This is a genomic window from Streptomyces marinisediminis (genome assembly GCF_026262575.1).
Taxonomy (GTDB): Bacteria; Actinomycetota; Actinomycetes; order Streptomycetales; family Streptomycetaceae; genus Streptomyces; species Streptomyces marinisediminis.
In genome coordinates this window covers 199,378-221,220 of the sequence record NZ_JAPKFL010000004.1, presented here as the reverse complement: position 1 = coordinate 221,220, position 21,843 = coordinate 199,378, and the positions used below count along the sequence as shown (strand labels likewise).

The 21,843-nt window shown below is 76.9% G+C and carries 18 protein-coding genes; 11 read left to right on the top strand and 7 right to left on the bottom strand.

Features of this window, described 5'->3' with window-relative positions; genetic code table 11:
* Positions 1 to 7: 7 nt before the first annotated feature.
* Positions 8 to 850 carry an NAD(P)H-binding protein gene (locus OSB71_RS05250; protein WP_265944697.1) on the top strand — a complete coding sequence of 281 codons (843 nt, stop codon included), beginning with the start codon at positions 8 to 10 and terminating at the stop codon, positions 848 to 850.
* 227 nt (positions 851 to 1,077) lie between these two features.
* Here the strand turns inward: OSB71_RS05250 and OSB71_RS05245 are convergent, their stop codons facing one another.
* Positions 1,078 to 2,184, bottom strand: coding sequence for a citrate synthase 2 (locus OSB71_RS05245; RefSeq protein WP_265944696.1), 1,107 nt, complete (start codon positions 2,182 to 2,184; stop codon positions 1,078 to 1,080).
* Between the two features lie 536 nt (positions 2,185 to 2,720).
* Between OSB71_RS05245 and pdxH the strand changes: the two genes are divergently transcribed.
* Together pdxH and OSB71_RS05235 are read left to right on the top strand one after the other, a co-directional pair.
* Positions 2,721 to 3,344 carry a pyridoxamine 5'-phosphate oxidase gene (gene pdxH, locus OSB71_RS05240; RefSeq protein WP_265944781.1) on the top strand — a complete coding sequence of 208 codons (624 nt, stop codon included), beginning with the start codon at positions 2,721 to 2,723 and terminating at the stop codon, positions 3,342 to 3,344.
* Positions 3,345 to 4,153: 809 nt separating this feature from the next.
* On the top strand, positions 4,154 to 5,572 hold the full coding sequence (locus tag OSB71_RS05235) for a PAS domain-containing protein (RefSeq protein WP_265944694.1): 1,419 nt from the start codon (positions 4,154 to 4,156) through the stop codon (positions 5,570 to 5,572).
* Here OSB71_RS05235 and OSB71_RS05230 read toward each other — a convergent pair.
* Complete coding sequence (locus tag OSB71_RS05230; RefSeq protein WP_265944692.1) at positions 5,560 to 6,315, bottom strand: SIS domain-containing protein; 756 nt, start codon at positions 6,313 to 6,315, stop codon at positions 5,560 to 5,562. The genes OSB71_RS05235 and OSB71_RS05230 overlap by 13 nt on opposite strands.
* 120 nt (positions 6,316 to 6,435) lie before the next feature.
* Here OSB71_RS05230 and OSB71_RS05225 point away from each other — a divergent pair, with 120 nt between their 5' ends.
* Both OSB71_RS05225 and OSB71_RS05220 read left to right on the top strand, forming a co-directional pair.
* Positions 6,436 to 7,131: an iron-dependent transcriptional repressor DtxR gene (locus tag OSB71_RS05225; protein WP_265944689.1), complete on the top strand. Its 696-nt coding sequence runs from the start codon at positions 6,436 to 6,438 to the stop codon at positions 7,129 to 7,131.
* A gap of 698 nt (positions 7,132 to 7,829) precedes the next feature.
* Positions 7,830 to 8,786 (top strand): alpha/beta fold hydrolase, encoded by a 957-nt coding sequence (locus tag OSB71_RS05220; RefSeq protein ID WP_265944687.1) that lies wholly within the window; start codon positions 7,830 to 7,832, stop codon positions 8,784 to 8,786.
* A gap of 455 nt (positions 8,787 to 9,241) precedes the next feature.
* On the opposite strand, the gene OSB71_RS05215 is transcribed toward OSB71_RS05220, so the two are convergent.
* Complete coding sequence (locus tag OSB71_RS05215; protein WP_265944686.1) at positions 9,242 to 9,877, bottom strand: bifunctional DNA primase/polymerase; 636 nt, start codon at positions 9,875 to 9,877, stop codon at positions 9,242 to 9,244.
* Between the two features lie 316 nt (positions 9,878 to 10,193).
* Here OSB71_RS05215 and OSB71_RS05210 point away from each other — a divergent pair, with 316 nt between their 5' ends.
* Complete coding sequence (locus tag OSB71_RS05210) at positions 10,194 to 11,597, top strand: NsdA family TPR-like regulatory protein (RefSeq protein ID WP_265944684.1); 1,404 nt, start codon at positions 10,194 to 10,196, stop codon at positions 11,595 to 11,597.
* A gap of 181 nt (positions 11,598 to 11,778) precedes the next feature.
* Positions 11,779 to 13,422: a hypothetical protein gene (locus tag OSB71_RS05205; RefSeq protein ID WP_265944681.1), complete on the top strand. Its 1,644-nt coding sequence runs from the start codon at positions 11,779 to 11,781 to the stop codon at positions 13,420 to 13,422.
* 56 nt (positions 13,423 to 13,478) lie between these two features.
* Here the strand turns inward: OSB71_RS05205 and OSB71_RS05200 are convergent, their stop codons facing one another.
* A complete protein-coding gene (locus tag OSB71_RS05200) occupies positions 13,479 to 14,873 on the bottom strand; it encodes an ABC transporter substrate-binding protein (protein ID WP_265944679.1) in 1,395 nt (464 codons plus the stop codon).
* A 155-nt stretch (positions 14,874 to 15,028) separates the two neighbouring features.
* Here OSB71_RS05200 and OSB71_RS05195 point away from each other — a divergent pair, with 155 nt between their 5' ends.
* Positions 15,029 to 15,529 carry an SCO4402 family protein gene (locus OSB71_RS05195; protein ID WP_265944677.1) on the top strand — a complete coding sequence of 167 codons (501 nt, stop codon included), beginning with the start codon at positions 15,029 to 15,031 and terminating at the stop codon, positions 15,527 to 15,529.
* A 32-nt stretch (positions 15,530 to 15,561) separates the two neighbouring features.
* A complete protein-coding gene (gene purU / locus OSB71_RS05190) occupies positions 15,562 to 16,449 on the top strand; it encodes a formyltetrahydrofolate deformylase (protein ID WP_265944675.1) in 888 nt (295 codons plus the stop codon).
* 130 nt (positions 16,450 to 16,579) lie between these two features.
* Here purU and OSB71_RS05185 read toward each other — a convergent pair whose 3' ends face one another.
* Both OSB71_RS05185 and OSB71_RS05180 read right to left on the bottom strand, forming a co-directional pair.
* Entirely contained in the window at positions 16,580 to 17,866 is a 1,287-nt protein-coding gene (locus OSB71_RS05185; protein ID WP_265944673.1) for a zf-HC2 domain-containing protein, read from the bottom strand.
* Complete coding sequence (locus OSB71_RS05180; protein ID WP_265944671.1) at positions 17,863 to 18,468, bottom strand: sigma factor; 606 nt, start codon at positions 18,466 to 18,468, stop codon at positions 17,863 to 17,865. Before OSB71_RS05180 ends, OSB71_RS05185 begins: the two co-directional genes overlap by 4 nt.
* A gap of 328 nt (positions 18,469 to 18,796) precedes the next feature.
* Here OSB71_RS05180 and OSB71_RS05175 point away from each other — a divergent pair, with 328 nt between their 5' ends.
* Positions 18,797 to 19,171 carry an STAS domain-containing protein gene (locus OSB71_RS05175; RefSeq protein WP_265944669.1) on the top strand — a complete coding sequence of 125 codons (375 nt, stop codon included), beginning with the start codon at positions 18,797 to 18,799 and terminating at the stop codon, positions 19,169 to 19,171.
* A 361-nt stretch (positions 19,172 to 19,532) separates the two neighbouring features.
* Positions 19,533 to 20,105, top strand: coding sequence for an ATP-binding protein (locus OSB71_RS05170; protein WP_265944667.1), 573 nt, complete (start codon positions 19,533 to 19,535; stop codon positions 20,103 to 20,105).
* A gap of 301 nt (positions 20,106 to 20,406) precedes the next feature.
* Here OSB71_RS05170 and OSB71_RS05165 read toward each other — a convergent pair whose 3' ends face one another.
* Positions 20,407 to 21,609 carry a flavin-containing monooxygenase gene (locus tag OSB71_RS05165; RefSeq protein ID WP_265944665.1) on the bottom strand — a complete coding sequence of 401 codons (1,203 nt, stop codon included), beginning with the start codon at positions 21,607 to 21,609 and terminating at the stop codon, positions 20,407 to 20,409.
* Positions 21,610 to 21,843 lie beyond the last annotated feature (234 nt).

Genomic DNA, 21,843 nt, shown 5'->3' with positions numbered 1-21,843 from the left:
GGAAGACATGGACCCCTCACCGATCCTCGTTCTGGGCGCCACCGGTTCCGTCGGCCGACGTGTCGTCACGCACCTGCGGGACCTGGACGCAGCGGTCAGACCCGCCTCGCGGCACGGCCCCACCCGTTTCGACTGGGCGGACGAGACCACCTGGGAACCCGCGCTGCGCGGCGTCGACCGGGTGTTCGTGATGGCCCCCGAGGGGGTCCCCGTGGCCCCGGGGTTCGCCCGGCTGGCGGCGGACCTCGCGGTGCGGCGCCTCGTCCTGCTCTCCAGCCGGGCCATCGAGGCGATAGGGGACGAGCGGCTGCTGCGGGCCGAGGAGTCGGTCAAGGACTCCGGCGCGGACTGGACGGTCCTGCGCTCCGACTGGTTCGACCAGAACTTCGACGAAGGCCCCTTCCGCGAGGCGGTGCTGGCCGGGGAGCTGACGGTGCCCGTCGGGGAGTGCCGGCAGGCGTTCGTCGACCTCGAAGACCTCGGGGCCGTCGCCGCCCGGGTCCTGACGGAGCCGGGGCACACCGGCCGGACGTACGAGGTGACCGGCCCGCAGGCGCTGTCCTTCGGCGAGGTGTGCGAGCGCATCGCCGACGCCGTCGGGCGGCCCCTGCGGTTCTCCGGCGACCCGGAGGACTACCGGGCCGCGCAGAGCGCGCTCGGCCGGTCGGCGGAGTCGGTCGAGCAGGAGCTCGCCGCCTTCGCCGCGCTGCGTGACCTCGGCGGCACCGAGCCCCGGGACACGGTCTCCCGCGTCACCGGCCGCCCGGCCCGCACGGTCGAGGAGTACGCCGCCGCGGCGGCCGCCCGCGGCGCGTGGCGCGACGCCCCCGGCGAGGGCGCTCCGGCCTGACCCGCCACCGCCGCCCGGCCCGCCGCGCCCGGCCGCTCGCGGACGTGGGTTCGCGCCCCGGTGCGCGAGCCCGGGGCACTGCGCGGTGCTCGCGTGCACCGCGGCCGGCCCGGCGGCGCGGGGCCGACGGGCCGGGACGCCGACGGGCCGGGACGCCGACGGGGCCCCGCGCGGGGTGGTACGCGCGGGGCCCCGGTGCGTGCGTGCGGAGGGGTGGGTGGCCGTCCTCAGCCCCGCGTCGCCAGGGCGTCGTAGCCCTCGATCTCGTGCGGGCCGCGCTGCCCGGGGCCCGTGTACCGCGCGGAGGGGCGCACCAGGCGGCCGGTGCGCTTCTGCTCCAGGATGTGCGCCGACCAGCCCGCCGTCCGCGCGCAGGTGAACATCGAGGTGAACATGTGCGCCGGGACCTCCGCGAAGTCCAGCACGATGGCGGCCCAGAACTCGACGTTCGTGGCCAGCACGCGGTCGGGCCGGCGGGCCCGCAGCTCCTTCAGCGCGGCCTGCTCCAGCGCGGCGGCCACCTCGTAGCGCGGTGCGCCCAGCTCCTTCGCGGTGCGGCGCAGCACCCGGGCGCGCGGGTCCTCGGCCCGGTAGACGCGGTGGCCGAAGCCCATCAGGCGCTCGCCCTGGTCGAGCTGGCGCTTGACGTACGCCGTGGCGTCCCCGGTGCGCTCGATCTCCTCGATCATGTGCAGCACGCGCGAGGGCGCGCCGCCGTGCAGCGGGCCCGACATGGCGCCCACCGCCCCGGAGAGCGCCGCGGCGACGTCCGCGCCCGTGGAGGCGATGACGCGGGCGGCGAAGGTGGAGGCGTTCATGCCGTGCTCGGCGGCCGACGTCCAGTAGGCGTCGACGGCGGCGACGTGCTTGGGGTCCGGCTCGCCGCGCCAGCGCCGCATGAACCGCTCGACGACGGTGTCCGCCTTGTCGATCTCGCGCTGCGGCACCATCGGCAGCCCCTGCCCGCGTGCGGACTGGGCGACGTAGGACAGCGCCATGACGGCGGCCCGCGCCAGGTCCTCGCGGGCCTGCTCGGCGTCGATGTCAAGCAGCGGTTTCAGGCCCCACACCGGGGCGAGCATGGCCAGCGCGGACTGGACGTCCACCCGGATGTCCCCGGAGTGGACGGGGATGGGGAAGGGCTCGGCCGGCGGCAGGCCCGGGTTGAAGCTGCCGTCCACCAGCAGGCCCCACACGTTCGCGAAGGAGACGTGACCCACCAGGTCCTCGATGTCGACGCCCCGGTAGCGCAGGGCGCCGCCTTCCTTGTCGGGCTCGGCGATCTCCGTCTCGAACGCGACGACTCCCTCAAGGCCGGGGACGAAATCGGACATCAGGCGGCTCCTCGTGATGGGTCGGAACGGCTCCGCCGCCCGGGTGCCGTCCGGGCTGGCGGTCCGTCGCCGGAATCCTGGGTGGCGCGGTCTGAGCTGGTGGTCCTCCCAGTCTCGGGCGCGATCGAACACGATAGCCCCGGTCCGGGCGCCCCACACCTCGACGGGCGGCGATTTCGGCCGGTTCGTTACCCCGGGCTCGGGCGTGAGGAATGGCACACGCGGCGATTGGGTCCGGCCAGGTGTGAAGCCCGGGCGAAGCGGGCAGACTCGCCCACCAGCCGGACGGGCCGGGAGCGCCATGATGCAGGATGAGGCGCGTGTCCGACGCCTCTGACGCCCACGACGCCCACGACGACGCGCCCGGCGGCGTGCCCGGTTCCACCGGGCCCGAAGCCGGCCCCTCCGACGCCGCACCGGTCCACCGCGCCCATCCCGCCGACTACGCCGTCGAGGCGGCGCGGCTCGCGGAGGCCGCCGCGTCCTCGGCCGAGCACGCCGCTCGCCGGGCGCGGCGCGCCCTGGACCCGGCGGCGATGCGGGCCCACTACCGGCACGAGGGCCTGCGGGAAGCCGACCTCGCGCCCGAACCGTTCGAGCAGTTCGCCCACTGGTTCCACGACGCGGAAGCGGCCGGGCTGCACGAGCCCAACGCCATGGTCCTGTCGACGGTCGGCCCCGAGGGGCGGCCCGGTTCCCGCACGGTGCTGCTCAAGGCCTACGACCGGGCCGGCTTCGTCTTCTTCACGCACTACGGCTCCCGCAAGGGCCGCGACATCGAGGGCAACCCCTGGGTCTCGCTGCTCTTCCCGTGGCACGGCATCGCCCGCCAGGTGGTCGTCTCCGGGCGGGCCCGGCGGACGGGGCGGGCCGAGACGACGGCGTACTTCCGCACCCGCCCGCACGGTTCGCAGCTCGGCGCGTGGGCCAGCCGGCAGTCCTCGGCGGTCGCCTCCCGGGAGGAGCTGGACGAGCTGTACGCCTCGCTGGCCGCGCGCTACCCCGAGGGCGCGGACGTCCCGGCGCCTCCGGAGTGGGGCGGCTACCGGGTCGCCCCCGAGACGGTGGAGTTCTGGCAGGGTCGGGAGAACCGCCTCCACGACCGCCTCCGCTACCGCCGTACCGACACCGCCTGGACGATCGAGCGCCTCGCCCCCTGACCCCGCCCGCACCGGCCCGCCGGGGGCGGACGTCCGCCACCCGAACCGCGCGCGACCCGGGCCGCGCCCGCCGCGGGCGGGCGCGGCCCGCGGCGCTCACGCCAGCACAGCGGAGCGGCGGGACGGTGGGGGTGGCGCGGTCCGTCGCGTGGCCCGGCCGTGCCCCGGCCGCACGCGCCGGGCGGGGTGTCCGCCGTGCGGCCCGCGCGCCCGGGTTCTGCGCGGCGGGTGCGCGTCGACGAGGCGGGCCCGCCTGCCCCGGGCCGCCCGATGCGCGGGGGCAGGGCCGTCGCGGGTCCGCCGGTGCCCGGGGCCGTGCGGGGCCCGGGGTCCCGCCGCGTGGGTCGCGGCGCCCCGGCCGGGCGGAGCCGGGCGCCGGGGAGGCCGGTGCGGGTGGAGGGCGCCTGCACCGTCAGGTGGCCCTCGTGGGCGCGTGCCGCGGGCGGCCGTGCGGGGACGGGAACGCGAAGCGGCCCGCGGGCTGCTCCGCGTCGCGGGGATCGCGACGGGGCCGGTCGGACGAACCGGCAGCCCGCGGGCCGGGTGACTGCGTGGATCTAGGCCGGCGAGGCCGACCGTGCTGGTTGAGCGACGAACGGCCTCAGGCCGCAGTCACCTCACGCGTCCGGTGGTCACTCATCTACCGGATCACCTCCTTTCCCGTGTGCCCGCACGGTAACGCGGGCCCCCGGCCCCCGTGCAAGGGAATTTCAGGGGGGCAACGATTTTTCGGATTAAGCTGTGCGCTGGGTCACGTTCGCGTTGAATGATCCTGTGTGCAACGTGCACGAAAGGCCCGGGGGTGCCAGATGTCCGCTCAGCCTGAAACCCACTCCGAGTCCGCGGCCGGCGAGTCGGAGGTGGGGCCTGCCGCCCAGCAGGGTGGCGACTGCCTGCTCGCCGCCCTGCTGGACGGTATGGACGCCGCGCTGTGCGCGTTCGACGCCGACGGGGTCGTCACCCACTGGAACCGGGAGGCCGAGCGCATGCTCGGCTGGAGCGCGGCGGAGGCGGTCGGGCGGCGCGGCATGGCCGGCTGGGCGGTGCGCAACGCCGACGCGCAGGACGTCGAGGAGCGGCTCATGGCGGCGATGACGGCGCCCGGCCGCCAGGTGCACGAGTTCGCGCTGCTCACCAAGGGCGGCGGCCGGGTGCTGGTGCGCACCCAGTCCTCGCGGGTGCGCAACGCCGCCGGCGAACCGGCGGGCGTCTACTGCGCGTTCAGCGAGGCGCACGCCCAGATCGACCTGGAGCGGTCGATCGCGCTGAGCGAGGCGCTGTTCGACGACGCCTCCTGGGGCGTCGTCCTCATCGACGCCGACCTGCGGCCCGCCGTGGTCAACACGCACGCCGCCCGCGCCTTCGGGGTGCGGCGCAGCGGCCTGCTGGGGCGCCCGCTGGGCGACGTGCTCGGCAACGGCCTGGAGGAGCTGGAGGGCGCGCTCCAGCACGTGCTGGGCGAGGGCACGCCGCCCGCGCCGGCCGACCTGTGGGTGACGCTGCGGCCCGGCGGCGACGGCCCGGTGGAGCCGCCGCTGCGCCGGTGCTGGCGCAGCGGCTTCCTGCGGCTGTCCTCGCCGCTGGCCGAGGAGCCGGTGCCGCTGGGCGTGGCGTGGCTCTTCCACGACGTCACCGACGCCAAGCTCGCCGAGCAGCAGGCGGCGCGCACCCGGTTCCGGGACAGCCAGCTCCACCGGGCCGCGCGCGCGGCGGCCGAGTGCGAGGACCCGATGGAGGCCGCCGCCGTCCACCTGGACTTCGCCCTCGCGGGCTACGCCGACCACGCACTGCTCGACCTGGCCGCGGGTGCCCGGCTCGTCCGCGCCGCGCACGCTCCCGGCGGGGCGCACGAGCACTGGCACCCGCACCCGGACAGTGGTCTCCCCGTGCCCTACATGGCCAACCATCCGGCGCTCCAGGCGTTCGAGCACGGCGGGCCGGTGCGCACGGGCGCGGGCGGCAGCACCTCGCCGGAGTGGGCCCAGGCCCGCTCGTGGCCGGAGGGGACGGCGTACGGCATGTGCACGGCGCTGCGCAGCCGGGGCCGGACGCTGGGCGTCGTGACGTTCCTGCGCGGCCCGGCCCGGCGCGGCTTCGACCGGGCGGACCTCACCTACGGGCAGGACATCGCGGTGCGCATCGCCGCCTCCGTGGATCTGGCCCAGGCGGTGCGCGGCGAGCGGGGGGCCCGCGGCGGTCCGCACCGGCCGCCCGCTCAGCGCCGGTAGAAGATCCGCTCGGCGTTGTCGGCCATCACCCGCTCGTTCCACGCGTGCCCCCCGTCCACGTTGCCCGAGCGCAGCAGCGGCGGGGTGAGGCCGCGCGCGGTCAGCTCCTCGGTGGCCGCGGCCACCGCGGCCTGGAGCAGCGCGCAGGCCACCACCGTGGAGGCGGGCGCGAAGGGCGCGGGCACGCCGGGGTGTTCGAGCACCGCGTCGCCGACGGGGACGCGGGTGTCGAGGACGACGTCGCAGTGGTCCTTGAGGAAGGTGCCCGAGGAGTGCCGCGAGCGGGTGCCGTGCGCGTAGGCGACCGAGGTGACGCCGACGACGCGCAGCCCGCGCTCGCGCGCCCCGGACGCCAGCTCCACCGGCAGCGGGTTGCGGCCGGACAGCGAGACGACCACGAGCACGTCACCGGAGCGCGCCGGGGAGGTCTCCAGCACCGCGTCCGCGAGCCCGCTCACGCACTCCAGCGCGCTGCCCAGCGTCGCCGGGACGACGTCGACGCCCACGGCGCCGGGCACCGGCAGCAGGTTCAGCACGGCCAGGCCGCCCGCCCGGTACACCACGTCCTGGGCGACGAGGGAGGAGTGGCCCGCGCCGCAGGCGAACAGCCGGCCGTCGGCCGCCACGGTGTCCGCCAGCAGCGCACCCGCCGCCGCGACGGACTCCGCCTCCTTGTCCCTGACCTCGCTCAGCAGGTCGATCGCGCTGTCGAAGTACCGCCCGGCAAGCTCGCTCGCGCTCATGGGGCATCACGGTAGAGGACCGCACAGGTCTGGACCAGGGTGCCGCCGGAAACGGTTGTCGGCGCGATGCGTCAGAATTGAGGCCAGGGCCACCGCACCGGACGAGGGGCACGTACAGCGATGTCAGGACTCATCGACACCACCGAGATGTATCTCCGCACCATTCTGGAGCTGGAGGAAGAGGGCGTCGTCCCCATGCGGGCCCGCATCGCCGAGCGGCTGGACCAAAGCGGCCCCACCGTGAGCCAGACGGTCGCCCGCATGGAGCGCGACGGCCTGCTGACGGTCGCGGGCGACCGCCACCTGGAGCTCACGGCCGAGGGCCGCAAGCTGGCCACCCGGGTCATGCGCAAGCACCGCCTGGCGGAGTGCCTGCTGGTCGACGTGATCGGGCTGGAGTGGGAGCAGGTGCACGCCGAGGCGTGCCGCTGGGAGCACGTGATGAGCGAGGCGGTGGAGCGGCGCGTGCTGGAGCTGCTGCGCCACCCCACGGAGTCGCCGTACGGGAACCCGATCCCGGGCCTGGAGGAGCTGGGCGAGACGGCGGACGGGGAGCCGTTCCTGGCGGACGCGATGGTGAGCCTGGCCGACCTCGCGCCGGGCCCGGACGGCAACACGGTCGTCGTCCGGCGCATCGGCGAGCCGATCCAGACGGACGCGCAGCTCATGTACACCCTGCGCCGCGCCGGTGTGCAGCCCGGCTCCGTGGTGACGGCCACGGCCGGCGCGGGCGGCGGCGTCCACGTCGGCAGCGGCGGCGAGGCGGCGGAGCTGCGCGCCGAGATCGCGGCCCACGTCTTCGTCGCCCGGCGGTAGGAGCGCTGGACGGCGGGGGAGCGCGGAGCGGTCGGGAGGCGGGCGGCCGGGCACGCCGGAGACGACCCCGGACCGGCGGAAGCGGCGCGGGCGGTGGGCGTCGACCGGACCGGCGGGGACGGCTCGCCCGGCGAGAGCCGCCCCGGCCGGGCCGGGGGCGGTCCGCGCGCGGTGGCCTCGCCGGTTCGCGGCGAACGGGATGTCAAGGCCGCCTCTTCCCGGTGAAGTTCAGCGGAACGCGCCCGGACGGCTGCGCGGCGTGACACCCTGTTGGCTCCACGTCGGCTGTGAGTGGCCGCACGCCGGTCCACCGGCACGAGCGAGAAGAGGGCGGAGGGTGTGCCCCGAACACGTCAGGACCCCGGCGCCGTGCGCGGCCGGAGCCATGCTCCCCGCCGCCCCCTCCGGGTGCGGCCCGAGTCCCCGAGCGTCCCGGGCCGCTCCCACGGGCGCCCGGTACCTCCCGGTTGTGCGCGACGCCCGTCTCCCGCTAGGTCTCTCCCCGTGGGGGCGGCGGTCAACCGTGGTGAGCCGTCACACGTACGAGGGAAGTTGGGTGGCTTTCCCCTCTGTTCGAATGGTCGTTCGATAGCGTGGGGTGTGCGTCGCGCGTCCGGGCAGTGCCCCGGGCGGCGGGCGAGGAAGCGGCAGGGGCGGCAGTGACTGCGACGGACGCGGGAACGGGGGTGTCGGATCGGATGGTGCGACGCATCGATGTCACCGGTTCGGGCGGGCTGCGGCTCGCCGCCTGGGAGTACACCGATCCGCCCAAGGTGCTGCCCGGTCGGCGCGCCTCCGGGCCGGGCCCGGACGCGCGGGCCGGCGTCCCGCCCGGACGGGGCGCGCCGGACGGCGAGCGGCCGCCCGGGCCGGCCGTGCTGTTGCTGCACGGGCTCATGGGGCGCGCGTCCCACTGGGCCCCCACCGCCCGCTGGCTGTCCGACCGCTACCGCGCCGTCGGGCTCGACCAGCGCGGCCACGGCCGCAGTGACAAGCCCGAGCACGGCCCGTTCGACCGGGACGCGTTCGTCGACGACGCCGAGGCCGCGATCGAGCAACTGGCGCTGGGCCCCGTCGCGCTGATCGGCCACTCCATGGGTGCGCTCACCGCCTGGCAGCTCGCCGCCCGCCGCCCGGACCTGGTCCGCGCCCTGGTCATCTGCGACATGCGGGCGTCCGCGCTGGGCGAGCACTCCCAACGCCAGTGGGAGGCGTGGTTCCGCTCCTGGCCGCTGCCCTTCGCGACGCTGGCCGACGTCCGGCGCTGGTTCGGGGCGGAGGACCCGGTCCTGGAGCGCCCGAGCCCCTCCCGCGGCGAGTTCTACGCCGAGGTCATGGCCGAGCGGGCCGACGGCTGGCGTCCGGTGTTCTCCCGCCGCCAGATGCTCCAGGCGCGCGAGGCGTGGGTGCACGACGCGCACTGGGACGAGCTGGCGCAGGTGTGCTGCCCGGCGCTCGTGGTCCGCGGCGTCGACGGCGAACTCGGCCGCGCGGAGGCGCAGGAGATGGTGCGCGTCCTGCCGCGCGGCGAGTACGCGGAGGTCGCCGACGCGGGCCACCTCGTCCACCACGACCAGCCCGCCGCCTGGCGCCGGGCGGTCGACCCGTTCCTGGCCCGCCACTTCCCGGCGGACGCGGTGCCCCACCTCGGCTGACGCACCGGGGCTTGGCCGACGGCGGGCGCGAGACGCCCGGCACGCTCCCCTGCGCGTCGACGCGAGGCCCCCGGGCCGTGGGCCAAAGTGGCGGCCGTCGGCCCGGGGCGGCACGGGCAGCCGGTGGGTGGTCGTCGACGCGGGCGGCACGGGCGGCGCAGGCGCCGACCGTCGGCCCGGCCCGGCCCGGCGGTCCGGGCGGCACGGGTGGGTTGTCGTGGTCACGGCCCAGGTGCTCGCGCCCGCGTCCTGTCGTGCCGGACGCGGGCGTACAGGCGGCGGTGCGGCAGCCGTCGGTGCGGGCGGCGCGGCCGTCGGCCCGGGTGGTGCGGTGGTGCGGGCGTCTGCCCGAGCGGCGCGGGCGGTTGCCTGGGCGGGCGGCCCTCGGCCCGGGGGTGCGGATGGCCTGGCGGCAGGGGCGGCGTTCGCGTGCCGTGGCCGGGGGCGCCGCGTGCTCACCGCTCCCGGGAGGTGGCGGCCTCCTGGCCGCACGCGTACGCCAGGTGTGGCAGCAGCGCGTCCGCGTCGGGCAGCCAGCGGTTGGCGGCCGTGGGGCGCCGGGCCCACTGCACGGAGCCGCGCGCGCCCACCCGCGTCGGCGGTGCGGCGACCCAGTCGCCGTCGCCCCGCGTCGTGAGGTCCAGCGCGCCGGGCGACCAGCCCAGCCGGCGGATCACGCCCGGTGCCTTCGCCGCCGCGCCCGGCAGGACGAAGAACAGCATGCGGCCGTGCGGCGTGCTCGTCACCGGGCCCAGCGGCACGTCCAGCCGCTCCATCCGGGCCAGCGCCAGGCACCCGGCGACCTCCGGCACGTCCACGGCGTCGAACGTGCGGCCCGTGGGCAGCAGCACGGAGGCGAACGGCGTGCGCTCCCACAGGCGGCGGGCGCCGGGGCCGCTGCCCGCGGTCTCCGCCGCCCAGGCCGACCGGAGCGGGTGCGCGCCGGGGGAGGGGCACATCGCCTCCCGGCAGACGCAGCGCGGCACGCCGTCGACGATCTCCAGCCAGCTTCCGGGCAGTACGTCCCAGTGCCGCTCGCCGGCGTAGCGCACGGCGTGGTCCAGCAGGGTGTCGCCGCGTTGGCCGGGCACCGGGCGCGGCGCCGAGGCGGGCGCCGGGGGGCGCAGGGGTGATGCCGTCGGGGCCGCAGGGGCCAAAGTGACTGCGGTCGTCTCTTCCACGCAGATCCCAACTGCGCCGCCGGGCCGGGGTTACGGCCGTCCGGGTGGTTCCGCGCGGCGCAACGTTACGGCAACCACGTGACGGTGGTGCACGTGGTCGGTCACGGGGGCGCACGGGTGCACGGCGGGGGGCGCGCACCGCACCGGGCGATGTGGCTGGGTAACCACACCGGGTGCGCTCCCGGGTGCGTCGCCCGCACCCTCGTCGGTCCGAAGGGGACACCGTATGGCCGCAAGACCGCTCACCGCGCGCCAGCCCAACGACCGCCTCGCCGCCCTCATCGAGGAGGCGGGCTGCTCCAACGCCGGGCTGGCCCGCCGCGTCAACCTCGCCGGGGCCGAGCACGGGCTCGACCTGCGCTACGACAAGACCTCCGTGGCCCGCTGGCTGCGCGGCCAGCAGCCGCGCGGGCAGGCGCCCGCGATGATCGCCAAGGCGCTGGGCCGCAAGCTGGGACGCGCCGTCACCGTCGACGAGATCGGCATGGCCGTCGGCCGGGACCAGGGCTCGTCGATCGGCCTGCGGTACGCGGCCGACGTGCCCGAGGCCGTCGAGCTGGCCCGCGAGCTGTGGCGCGGCGACGTCGGCAGCCAGGACTTCCTCACCGGGCACTCCGCGGCCGCCTCCGCGCTGGTCGAGCCGAGCCGGGACTGGCTGATCTCCGCGCCGGACGCCCAGGTCGAGCGCGGCAGCGGACCGCGCGTCGGCCCCGGCGACGTGGCGGCGGTGCGGGCCACCACCGCGGCCCTGTCCGACCTGGACCACCGCTTCGGCAGCGGCCACGTGCGCCCCGTCCTCGCCCACTACCTCAGCGGCGTCGTCTCGGGGCTGCTGGCCGGCTCCTACCGGGAGTCGGTCGGCCGGGCGCTGTTCGCCGCCGCCGCCCGGCTCAGCGAGCTGGCCGGGTACATGGCCGTGGACACCGGGCGCCCCGGCCTGGCCCAGCGCCACTACATCCAGGCGCTGCGGCTCGCACAGGCCGGGGGCGACCGCGCGTACGGCGGCTACGTGCTGGCCGCGGGCATGAGCCACCTCGCCGCGTCGCTCGGCAACCCGCGCGAGATCGCCCAACTGGCCCGCGCCGCCCAGGAGGGCACGCGCGGCCGGGTGACGCCGCGCACCGAGGCCATGTTCCACGCCGCCGAGGCCCGCGGCCACGCGCTGATCGGCGACAACCGGGCCTGCCAGGTGGCCGCGGGCCGCGCCCTGTCGGCGTTCGAGCGGGCCCAGGCCGCGACGGACGCGGGCGACGACCCGGCCTGGATCGCCCACTTCGACGCCGCCTACCTCGCCGACGAGCTGGCCCACTGCCACCGCGACCTCGGCCAGCCCGGGCCCGCCCGGCGCCGCGCGGAGGAGGCGCTCGCCCAGCACCCCGAGTCGCGCACCCGGCGGCGGGCCATCGACCTGCTGCTCCTGGCCGACGCGCAGGCCGCCCAGCGCCACGTCGACGAGGCGTGTCACACCGCGGCCCAGGCGCTGGACGCGCTGCGCGGGCTGCGCTCGCAGCGGGGCCAGGAGTACCTGGACGCCTTCCACCAGCGCCTGGAGCCCTTCGCCGGGGAGGACATCGTCCGCGCCTTCGCCGAGCGGGCCCGCCCGAGCGCGGAGGCGACGGTGGGCGCCTGACCCCGTCACCGGACACCCGGCGGGCGGCTCCGGCGACCCGTGCGGGGGACGACGTGGTCGCCTGTGCGGGACACCGGGTAGCGTGACCCGCTGGCATCCCGTCACGGGGGCCGTGAGGTCAACGCGCCCTCCGTACGGGTCGGGTGGGCGTGATCGGTGCACAGGTCTAAGGAGCCGGTCGGTGACAGCGCACAGCGGACAGGGCGACGAGCCGCGCGAAGGTGTGGTCCTGCCGTCGAACGGCGGCCGGCCGTGGCACCCCCGGCAGCACGAGACCCCGCAGCCCCCGCAGGCCGCACCGTCCGGGGGCCAGCCGTGGGGCCAGCCCTGGGGCCCGGGAGACGCGGCCGCCCCGCCGCAGCAGCCACCCGCCCACCAGCCCGCCGCCCCGCCGCACCAGCCGCCGCCCCCGCCGCACCAGCCGCCGCCCCCGGCGCAGCCGCCCGCTCCCCCGGCGGGGCCGCCCGCCGTGCCGGGGGCGCACGACGAGACGCGGCTCCTGCCGCCGCAGCAGCCCGCGCCGTACGCCCCACCCCCGGCGCAGCCGCCCCCGGCCGAGGCCGCGCCCGGTGCGCACGACGAGACGCGGCTGCTCCCGCCCCAGCCCGCCGCGCCCGCCTACGGCGACCCGCCGCCCTACCCCGGCCAGGCCGGAGCGGGCGAGGAGACCCGGCTGCTGCCTCCGCAGGGCGCGCCCGGCGACGCGGACGCCACCCGCGTCATCCCGCCCTACCCCGGGGAGGGGCACCCGGAGCAGGCCGCGGGCAACCCGGAGGCCACGCAGCAGCTTCGCCGCGTCCCCCGCCAGTCCCCGCACCACCCGGCGCAGCCGCAGCAGCCCCACGGCCAGCACCGGCCACCGCACCAGCCGCCGCCCCAGCAGTCGCCCGGCGAGCCGTTCGGCGCCCCGTCGGCCGCGCCCGACCAGGGCAGGACGCCCCCGGCCGAGTTCGACAGCCTCTTCCGCCCGGCGGCCGGTGCCACCCCGCCGCCCGCCGCCCCGCGCCCGCCCGGGTACGGCTACCCGCAGCGGCCCGGGCCCGGGTACGGCTACCCGCAGCAGCCCCCGACCGGCTACGGCTACCCGCAGGGTCCGTCCGGGTACGGCTATCCGCCCGCCGGACACCAGCCGCCGCCCCCCGGTCCGGGCGGCGGGTCGGGCCACGGCGGCCCCGAGCCGGCGGGCCCGGGCGGGTCCGGCGGCCGCAGGCGCACCACCTACGTCGTCGGTGCCATCGCCGCCGTCGTCATCGTCGGCACGGGACTGATCGTCGGCGCGGCGATGAGCGGCGGGGACGACCCGAAGGAGCCCGCTCGGCCGCAGGCCAGCGCCGAGCCGTCCGCCGGGGGCGAGCCGGAGGGCGGCGAGACGGTCGAGGACCAGGCGCGGGCCCTGGACGAGCTGCTGGCCGACAGCAACGCCAGCCGCGACACGGTCATCAGCTCGGTGCAGCGCATCAAGGAGTGCCGGAAGCTCGACCAGGCCGCGACGGACCTGCGGGACGCGGCGGACCAGCGCAACGACCTGGTCTCCCGGCTCGGGGAGCTCGACCTCGACCTGCTCCCCGACCACGAGCGGCTCGCGGACCGGCTCACCACGGCGTGGGAGGCGTCGGCCGCCGCCGACGAGCACTACGCCGACTGGGCGGACGACGTGGCCGCCGACGGCGGTTGCCCCGGCGGCCAGGCGAAGTCGACGGACGCGCTGACCGAGGCGACGGCCGCGAGCGGCGAGGCGACGGAGGCCAAGGAGCAGGCCGCGGAGCTGTGGAACCCGGTCGCCCGCGAGCACGGGCTCACCGAACGGCAGCCGACGCAGCTCTGACCCCGTGACCGGGCGGGCCCCGCCGGAGGGCCGCCCGGCGGATGGCCCCGCCCGGGTCAGCTCATCAGCTCCTCGAGGGTCCCGCCCATGTCGACCGGCTCCTTCTGGCTGGCCACCAGGCGACCCCCGCGCACCTGCTGGAAGTTGACCATCGCGTTGACGATGCGCGGGTAGGACGGCGCGGCGAGCAGGTCGTCGTAGTGCCAGCTCAGCTCCGGGGTGATGCCGCCCGTGCTGACCGGCCCGGTGTCGTCCAGCGCCTGGTGGAAGGTGCGGTGGGTGATCTCCGTGTCGCCCATCGACCGCAGCACGGAGCGCAGCACGGTGTAGGCGACCCACGTCGTCTGCACGCCGGGGTCGGCCGGGTCGATGCGGTTGTCCCCGAAGGCGTAGGTGTCCAGGACGCCCCGCATCTCGTCCCACACCGGCTCCTGGGCGGCCGGGTACCAACTGGTGACGTAGCTGCCTTCCAGCAAACTGTCCGCGCCGCCGGTGCGGTTCACCAGCGACTGCTCGACGCTGCCGAGGACGGAGGCGAGCGTCACGGCCGAGGCGTCGTCGCGGACCCGGGCGAAGGAGTCGAGGAAGGTGCCGGTGCGGCCGCCGAGCGCGGTGGCCACGCAGGACTCCGGGTCGCCCGGGTCGTCCGCCGTGTCGCCGGGGCCGCCGGGCCGCTCGGCCGCGGACCCGGTCGGCGCCGTCTCCGCGACCGTGGCGTACCCGCCGGTGTCCGGCTCGGCGCCCTTCGCGGGGGCGTCCCCGGCCGCCACGCCCGCGCTGTGCAGGGCGCGTCGGGCCTCGTCGGTGTAGGAGGCGGAGTCCTCCGGGGCGCGCACGTCCGTCGCGGGCGCGGCGCGGCCGGTGCGCAGCCCGGCGTTGAACAGACCGGGCAGCTCGTCGCCCGCGATGGTGTCGGGCCGCACGAGCGCCACCTGTCCGCAGACGTCGGCGAGCTGCCGCCCGCTGCCCGCGACGAGCGCGGGCTGGCCGCCGTTGACGGGGAAGGACAGCGGGCTGGACAGCTCCTCCTCGGTGAGCCCGTAGCCGCCGAGGTAGGGGATGCCGGCCACCTCCAGCGCGGGCATGACGGTGCGGGCGTGCTGGGTGTAGGAGCCGACGACGGCCACGGCGCCCACGTCCCGCGCCTGCTCCGCGCACCGCGCGGCGCGCACGCTGTCGTTGCCCTCGTCGCAGGTGACGACCTTCAGCTCGCGGCCGTTGATGCCGCCGTTGTCGTTCACCCAGCGGGCGTAGGCGGTGGCGACCGCCGTCATGCCGGGCATGTTGGTGGCCTTGGTATCGTGTGGCGCCCAGGTCATGACGGTGATCGGCGCGTTGGCCGAGTTCCCGGGCAGTGCGCCGCACCCGGTGACCGTGGCGGCGAGCGCGGCGACGGCGAGGGCGGCGGCGGTGACGGGACGGGGGTCGCGGAGTGCGCGCCAGGCGGTCATGTCAGGCGAGCCTGCCGGGCACACGTAACGACGGAGTGATGGCAGCCGAACCGGACGTGGCCTGCAGGTGAAGAACGGGAGTGCCGAGGTCGGGGCCGCGTGGCCGTCCGGCGGGCACCTCCCGGAACGCCCCGCGGGGGCGGAACGTACGATCGGTGACCGTGCAAGCCCACGAGAGCCCTTCCCGCAGCGGCCGTCGGTACTCCACCATGGGCGGCATGCCGGTCAACGACATGCCGTGGTGGCGCTGGCGCAGCAACGTGCGCTCGGCGCTGCACATGCTCTCCGACCCCGTCTTCCAGCAGACGTACTGGCTCGCCGGGCGTCCCGGCTACGGGGACGTGACGGACGCCGTCTACCGCTTGGTGGAGGACACCTGGCTGGATCACTGGTCGGCGGAGAAGTACGTCGGCGCGGTCTTCCGGGACGCCGCGGAGGCGGCGGCCGTGGACGCCGCCGTGCTGCGGGTGTTGCGCATTCTCCACCAGGTCGGCGCGGACGCCCCGGTGGCCGCGTACCTGGAGCACCCCGGCTGGGCCGAGGCGCGGCAGGCCGCCCGGGAGGCCCACGTCCTGCTCGCCGGGAGCGACGGAGAGGACCCGGACGAGCCGCCGAAGTCCCTGGAGGTGCTGGCCGTGATGCTGCGAGCGGCCTGAGCCGCGGCGCCGGATGTGCCACCCTGGTGCCCATGACGCCGCCGCCCGCCGCCGCCCCTGACCCGGCCCCCGCCGACCAGTACGTCCTCACGCTCTCCTGCCCGGACAAACAGGGCATCGTGCACGCCGTGTCCAGCTACCTGTTCATGACCGGCTGCAACATCGAGGACAGCCGGCAGTTCGGCGACCACGACACCGGCCTGTTCTTCATGCGCGTCCACTTCAGCGCCGATCCGCCGGTGACGCTGGACAAGCTGCGCGCGTCGTTCGCCGCGATCGGGGACAGCTTCGCGATGGACTGGCAGCTCCACCGGGCCGAGGCCAGGATGCGCGTGGTGCTGATGGTCAGCAAGTTCGGGCACTGCCTGAACGACCTGCTCTTCCGCGGACGCATCGGCGCGCTGCCGGTGGAGATCGTCGCCGTCGTCTCCAACCACACCGACTTCGCCGAGCTCGTCGGCTCCTACGGCATCCCCTTCCACCACATCCCGGTCACCCGGGACACCAAGGCGGAGGCCGAGGCGAAGCTGCTGGACCTGGTGGCGGCCGAGCGCGTGGAACTCGTCGTCCTCGCCCGCTACATGCAGGTGCTCTCGGACGATCTGTGCAAGGCGCTGCCTGGGCGGATCATCAACATCCACCACTCCTTCCTGCCGAGCTTCAAGGGCGCCAAGCCCTACCACCAGGCGCACGCCCGCGGGGTGAAGCTGATCGGCGCGACCGCGCACTACGTGACGGCGGACCTGGACGAGGGGCCGATCATCGAGCAGGAGGTCGAGCGCGTCGGCCACGAGGTGACGCCGGAACAGCTCGTCGCCGTCGGCCGCGACGTGGAGTGCCAGGCGCTGGCCCGCGCGGTCAAGTGGCACAGCGAGCACCGGGTGCTGCTCAACGGCCACCGCACCGTCGTCTTCGCGTAGTGCCGCGTCAGCCGGGGTCCGCCCCGGCGCGACGCCCGGCACCCGCTCGCGGCGTTGCCGGGACCGAGTGGGTCCACGGGGTGGGCGCGTGCCGGGGGTGGGCGCCGAGCGTTCCCTCGCGCGGCGGGCGTCACATCCGGCTCAGCGAGGCCGTCGCGAGCAGGACGTCGTGGACGGCCTCCCGGTCGCCCACGGCGCCCGCCGCCGCGTCGTCCGGTGCCACGTGGCCCGCGGCGAGCTGGCAGAACTCCAGCCCGTCCAGCGCGACGTGGGCGACCGTGCGGTGCTCGCAGCCCACCGCGCCGGGGGAGTCCAGTGGGATGTACCAGTCGCCGCCTCCGGCACCCTCGATCTCCAGGTGCAGGGAGCGGCCGGGTGCGCCCGCCGCCGTCAGCGTCCGCGCCGGAGCGGCGAGCCCGGATCTGCGCCGGTCGGCCAGGGCGGCGGGCAGCATGCGGGCGGCCAGGTCGACCAGGAGGCGCAGGTGGGCCGGGGTCGGCTGCTCGTGCGGGTAGTCCACCGCCTCCGCGATGTCGGCGGCGTGCACCCAGCACTCGAAGGCGCGATCCAGGAAGGCGTCCGCGAGCGGCAGTCCGGCGCCGGGTACCACGAGGTCCTCGGTGCGGCCCACCGCGAACGCGGCCGCCTGCACCAGCGTGTGCGTCTGCGTGCGCCACGGCTCCCGCACCGCGGGCGGTGACTGCTCGGCCATCTGCCGCCAGTACGCCTCGGTGCGCGCGACGACCGCCGGGTCGGCGGGGACGGCCAGCGGGTCGGGCAGCCCGAGCGCGCCGGCCACCAGCCCGTCCATCGCGGTGAGGTGCCCGACGACCTCGGCGACCGTCGCGGTGCGGGTTTGCGGCCGCCGCCCGTCGAACCAGCGCAGGCGCACCCGCGCACCCCACTCGCTCCCGCCCATGTCGCGCAGCAGCGCGTCCAGCCGCGCCGTCTGCGCGTCGTAGGGCCCGGCCCACTCCGGGACGGGGATGCGCGGCGGGCGCCGGTCCAGGCAGCCGGCGAGCACCCGGGAGCGCAGGCGCGGGTCCAGGTCCAGACTCTCCTCGCGGCGCAGCAGGCCGACGGCGTCCCGCAGCCGCAGCGCCTCCTCGGCACAGGCGGCGCAGTCGGTCAGGTGTGCCTCGACGGCGATCGCCTCGCCCGCCGGGCAGGCGGACAGCGCCCACGCGCCCAGCAGCGACTTCAGCGTGCCGTGGTCGTACTCGGCCGCCTCGGGCCCGGGCGTCGGCAGGAGGTCGGCCGGGGGTTGGCGGCCGGCCGGCTGGAGGGGGTCGCGGTGCGGTGTGGTCCGCGGTTCGGCGCCGTGGCCGTCGGCGGACGACCGCTGCGGGGGTATGCGCGGCGGCTCCGCCGCGCCGTCCGGCCCCACGTCGCCGCCCGGCAGCGGCGGGCCGCTCACGACCGGACCTCGGGCCCGGCTGTCCCGGCGGGCCCGGTGGAACCGGCCGGGCCTGCCGGGTCGGCCGGGCCGGGCGGGAGCAGCGGCGTCGCCGTGGACAGGAGCTGGAGGCCCAGCCGCAGCCGCCGCCGGGCCTCGGCGTCGGTGACGCCCAGGTCCCGCGCGGCCTCGGGGTAGGTGCGGCGGCCCCGGTGCGCCAGCTCCAGCGCCGCCCGGAGCGTGTAGGGCATGGCGGTGACGATGTAGTCCGCGCGGGCGGCGGCCGAGGCGACGCGCACCCGCTGCTCCAACTCCTCGGGCGGGCCGCCGTCGGCCTCGTGCCGGACCCGCAGGCTGTGCACCGCCTCCTGCCGGGTGAGCGCGGCGAGCCAGGAGCGCAGCGGGCCGTCCTTGGGCCGGTAGGCGTCCGGGTGCTCCCACACCCGCGCGAACACCTCCCGGGTGACGGCGCTCGCCGCGCCCTCCTCGTCCAGCACCCGGTAGGCCAGGCCGTACACCAGGGAAGCGAACCGGTCGTACAGCTCCCCGAGCGCGGCGGCCTCGCCGCGCACCAGCCGCTGCTGCATCTTGCGGTCCCAGCGCGGTGGTGTGTCGTGTGCCATCGTCTCGACCCCCAGACCTCGGCGTACCGTCGAATGTAGGTGAAGGGGGTGGCACCGCAGGGCGGTTTGCGGCAAAGTCTCCGGGGTGGAGCGGCTCCGTATCGTGGCGACACCGTGACGCGGTGGGCCACCGGAGCGCCGAGCGGCCCGGGACATGCCGGACATCACATGCCGTTCCGGGCGGGGCCGACCGGTGCCGCGGGAATCGTGGGTGGTGCCGGCGCCGCTTGGGCTTAGGGTCGGGTGGGGGACGTCGTTTCCGACCGCGAGCGGCTGGGCAGCCGAGCGGAAGGACCGATTCCGGCAGGGCGAGGAAAGGCTTCGGTACGTGTCGTTGACGGTGGTTGAGGAGGAGCGCGGGGAGTGGACCGTCCTGCGCGTCTCCGGTGAACTCGACCTGGTGACCTCGCCCGCGATCCGCCACCACGTGCACGACGCGGTGGCGGACGGTCGTCTGCACGTGGTGCTCGACCTCTCGCGCGTCCTGTTCTGCGACTCCAGCGGCGTCGGCGTGCTCATCGCCGCGCGGCGCCTGATGCACGCCTGCTCCGGCAGTCTGCGGCTGATCCTGCCCGCCCAGGGCGCGGTGGACGGGTCGCACGTCAACCGGGTGCTCGCGGCGCTCGGCGTGCGGCGGCTGTTCGCCTGCTACTCCGACCTGGACGCCGCCACGGACATCTCCGCCCGCCCGCTGACGGCCTGACCACTCCGCGCGCCCGCTGACGGCCCGAAGCCCCGCAGCCGCCCCTCGCCGGTCCGATGAACGGCCGCCGCGCTCACCCTGCGTGACCACCCGGGGTCCGTGCGGGGTCGTGGGTGCCCGGTGCGGCCTCGTGCCGGACGCGCGGGGTCGGGTCGCGCGGGCCTCCGGTACCCTCCGTGGGGCGCGGCGCCGGGTGCGTCCGCGTTCGAGTCGGCGCGGCGGGCGTCGCACAGTGTGCGGGACAGGTACTCCTTTGCGCCGGAATACGCCTTACGTGCTTGTTCGGGCGGTGGCGTGTCGAGCAGGCTGTCTTGCTCCGGGGTCACGGCACGTGACCACGTCGGTACTGGTGGTGTGAACGGTGCAGATGCTTCAGGCGCAACTGGAGATCGGTGCGGACCCGACCGAGGTCGGCCGCGCCCGGCGGTGGGCGAGGTCACGGCTCGCCGGTTCCGGGATCAGTGCGGACGGCCCGCTGGGCGAGACGCTGATCCTGCTGATCTCCGAGCTGGTGACCAACGCCGTCGTCCACACCGGCGCGCCGGCCGTGCTGCGCATACTGCTGCCCGAGCCGCGCGCCGGAGGGGCGGGCGCGGTGCGGGTGGAGGTCGCGGACGCCAGCCACTGCCCCCCGTGCCGACGCCGGGCCGGGGACGAGGACTCCGGCGGACGCGGCCTGGAGCTCGTGCACGGCCTGGCCGACCGCTGGGGCTGGCAGCCGGAGGGCCGGGGCAAGCGCATTTGGTGCGAGCTGGACGGCTGCGGGGGCGGGCGCACGCTCGTCGCGGCGGCGGCCGGTCCGGACGCGGCGGTCCCGGGCGGTCCGGCCGTCCCGGGCGCTCCCGGCGGTCCGGCCGTCCCGGCGTCGCCCGCGGAGCCGGCCGCCGGGCCCGTGGCGCCGCAGGCGTACGCGCATCCGGGGCGCGGGAGATAACCGGGCATAGCCGGGCGAACGCCTGGTCTGGTCCAGCTCGGGTGTTGACCTCGGAAATGCGGCTGATCACCCTGGTCGGGAGCGATTCGTCGCGAGGGGACGCCGAGGGTCGTACGGAGCCGGGGGCTCCGGTCGCTCCTCGGCGAGTGCGGGTCGTCGTCGATGAGCCGGGTGGCGGCCTGCCGCCGTCGCGCAGGGCGCGCGGCACCCGCCACACCGGCCGTCCCCGAACCGGGCCGGTGCGCTCGGGCCGGGCGGCGGCCCGGCGGGCTCGGGTTCGGCGGGCTCGGGTTCGGTGTGCTCAGGCCCGGCGCGCCGCCCGGCCGCCGCGCCGCCCACCGTCCACCGCGCGGGCCACGGCCTTCGCCACGCGGTCGGACTCGCGCGCGATCTCCCGCAGCGGCCCGCTGGCGGGCTGGGCGTACCCGGCGAAGAACAGCCCGGGCGCGGCGGCCCGGCGGCCGTGCGGCCGGGGTGTGCCGTGCGCGTCCAGCACGTCCAGGTGGCCCACCAGCTCCTCCAGCCCGGGCCGGTAGCCCGTCGCCGCGACGACCACCTGCGGGGAGAGGACCGTGCCGTCGGCCAGGTGCACCTTGTCCCCGTCGAAGGACTCCACGGCGGCCACCGGCTCGACGTGCCCGCGGCGGACGCGGCGGACCAGCCCGGCGTCGTACAGCGGCGCCGAACCGGCGCGGGCCCGGGTGTGCAGGCCCGGACGGGGACGGGGCAGCCCGTGGGCGCTCAGGTCGCGGACGGTGGCACGGGCCGCCAGCGCCGCCGCCCGGTCGCCCACCGGCAGCGGCAGCCGCCGGGTGAGGATCGCGGTCGTCTGCGCGGACCAGCCCAGCGCCGAGCGGCGCAGGATGTGCGGCGGGGTGCGGACGGCGAGCTGGACGCGGCCGGCGCCGCCGTCGGCGAGGTCGGCGGCGATCTCCGCCCCGCTGTTGCCCGCGCCGACCACGAGCACGTCCAGCCCGGCGTACGGCGCGGCGTCGCGGTAGTGCGCCGAGTGCAGCAGCTCCCCGGTGTAGCCGTCCCGCCCCGGCCAGTCGGGCAGGTGCGGGGTGTGGCAGTAGCCGGTCGCCACGACGACGGCGGGCGCGCGCAGCCGCCGCCCGCCGTTCCCGTGCAGCAGCCACCGCGCGGCCCCGGGGCCGGAGTCCGCCGCCTCCGCGAGCGGTTCCACGCGGGTGACCTCCACCCCGGCGGCGATCTCCAGGCGGTGCTCCTCGGCGTACCGCTCCAGGTAGCGGACCATGTCGTCCCGGCCCGGCCACCGCCCCGCCGCCCGGGGGATGGGCCGGCCGGGGAGTCCGGAGCGCCGCCGGGTGGTGTGCAGCCGCAGGCGGTCGTAGTGGCCGTGCCAGGCGCCGCCCGCGCCGGGCGACTTCTCCAGCAGGACGGTCCGCACCCCCCGCGCGGTGAGTGCGGCGGCGACGGCCAGCCCCGTGGGGCCTGCGCCGACTATGTGGACAGGCGTCGACTCGTGAGCGGGCGTGGGCATGCCCATGAGCTTAGTGCGGGCCGCGTGCCCCGCGTGGCCCGCCCGGCACGGTCCGCCACCCGCCGCCCGTCACCGCCGTGGAGACGCGCGGCGCCTCTTCCCGCGTTTCCCGTCCCGCCCGTCGTTCCGCCTCCCGTCCTGCTTCCCGTTCCGCCTCCCGTCCCGTGTCGCGTTCCGCTTCCCGTCCGCTCGCCGTCCCGCTCGCGTCCGGACCGCCGCCCCGACGGCCCGCGA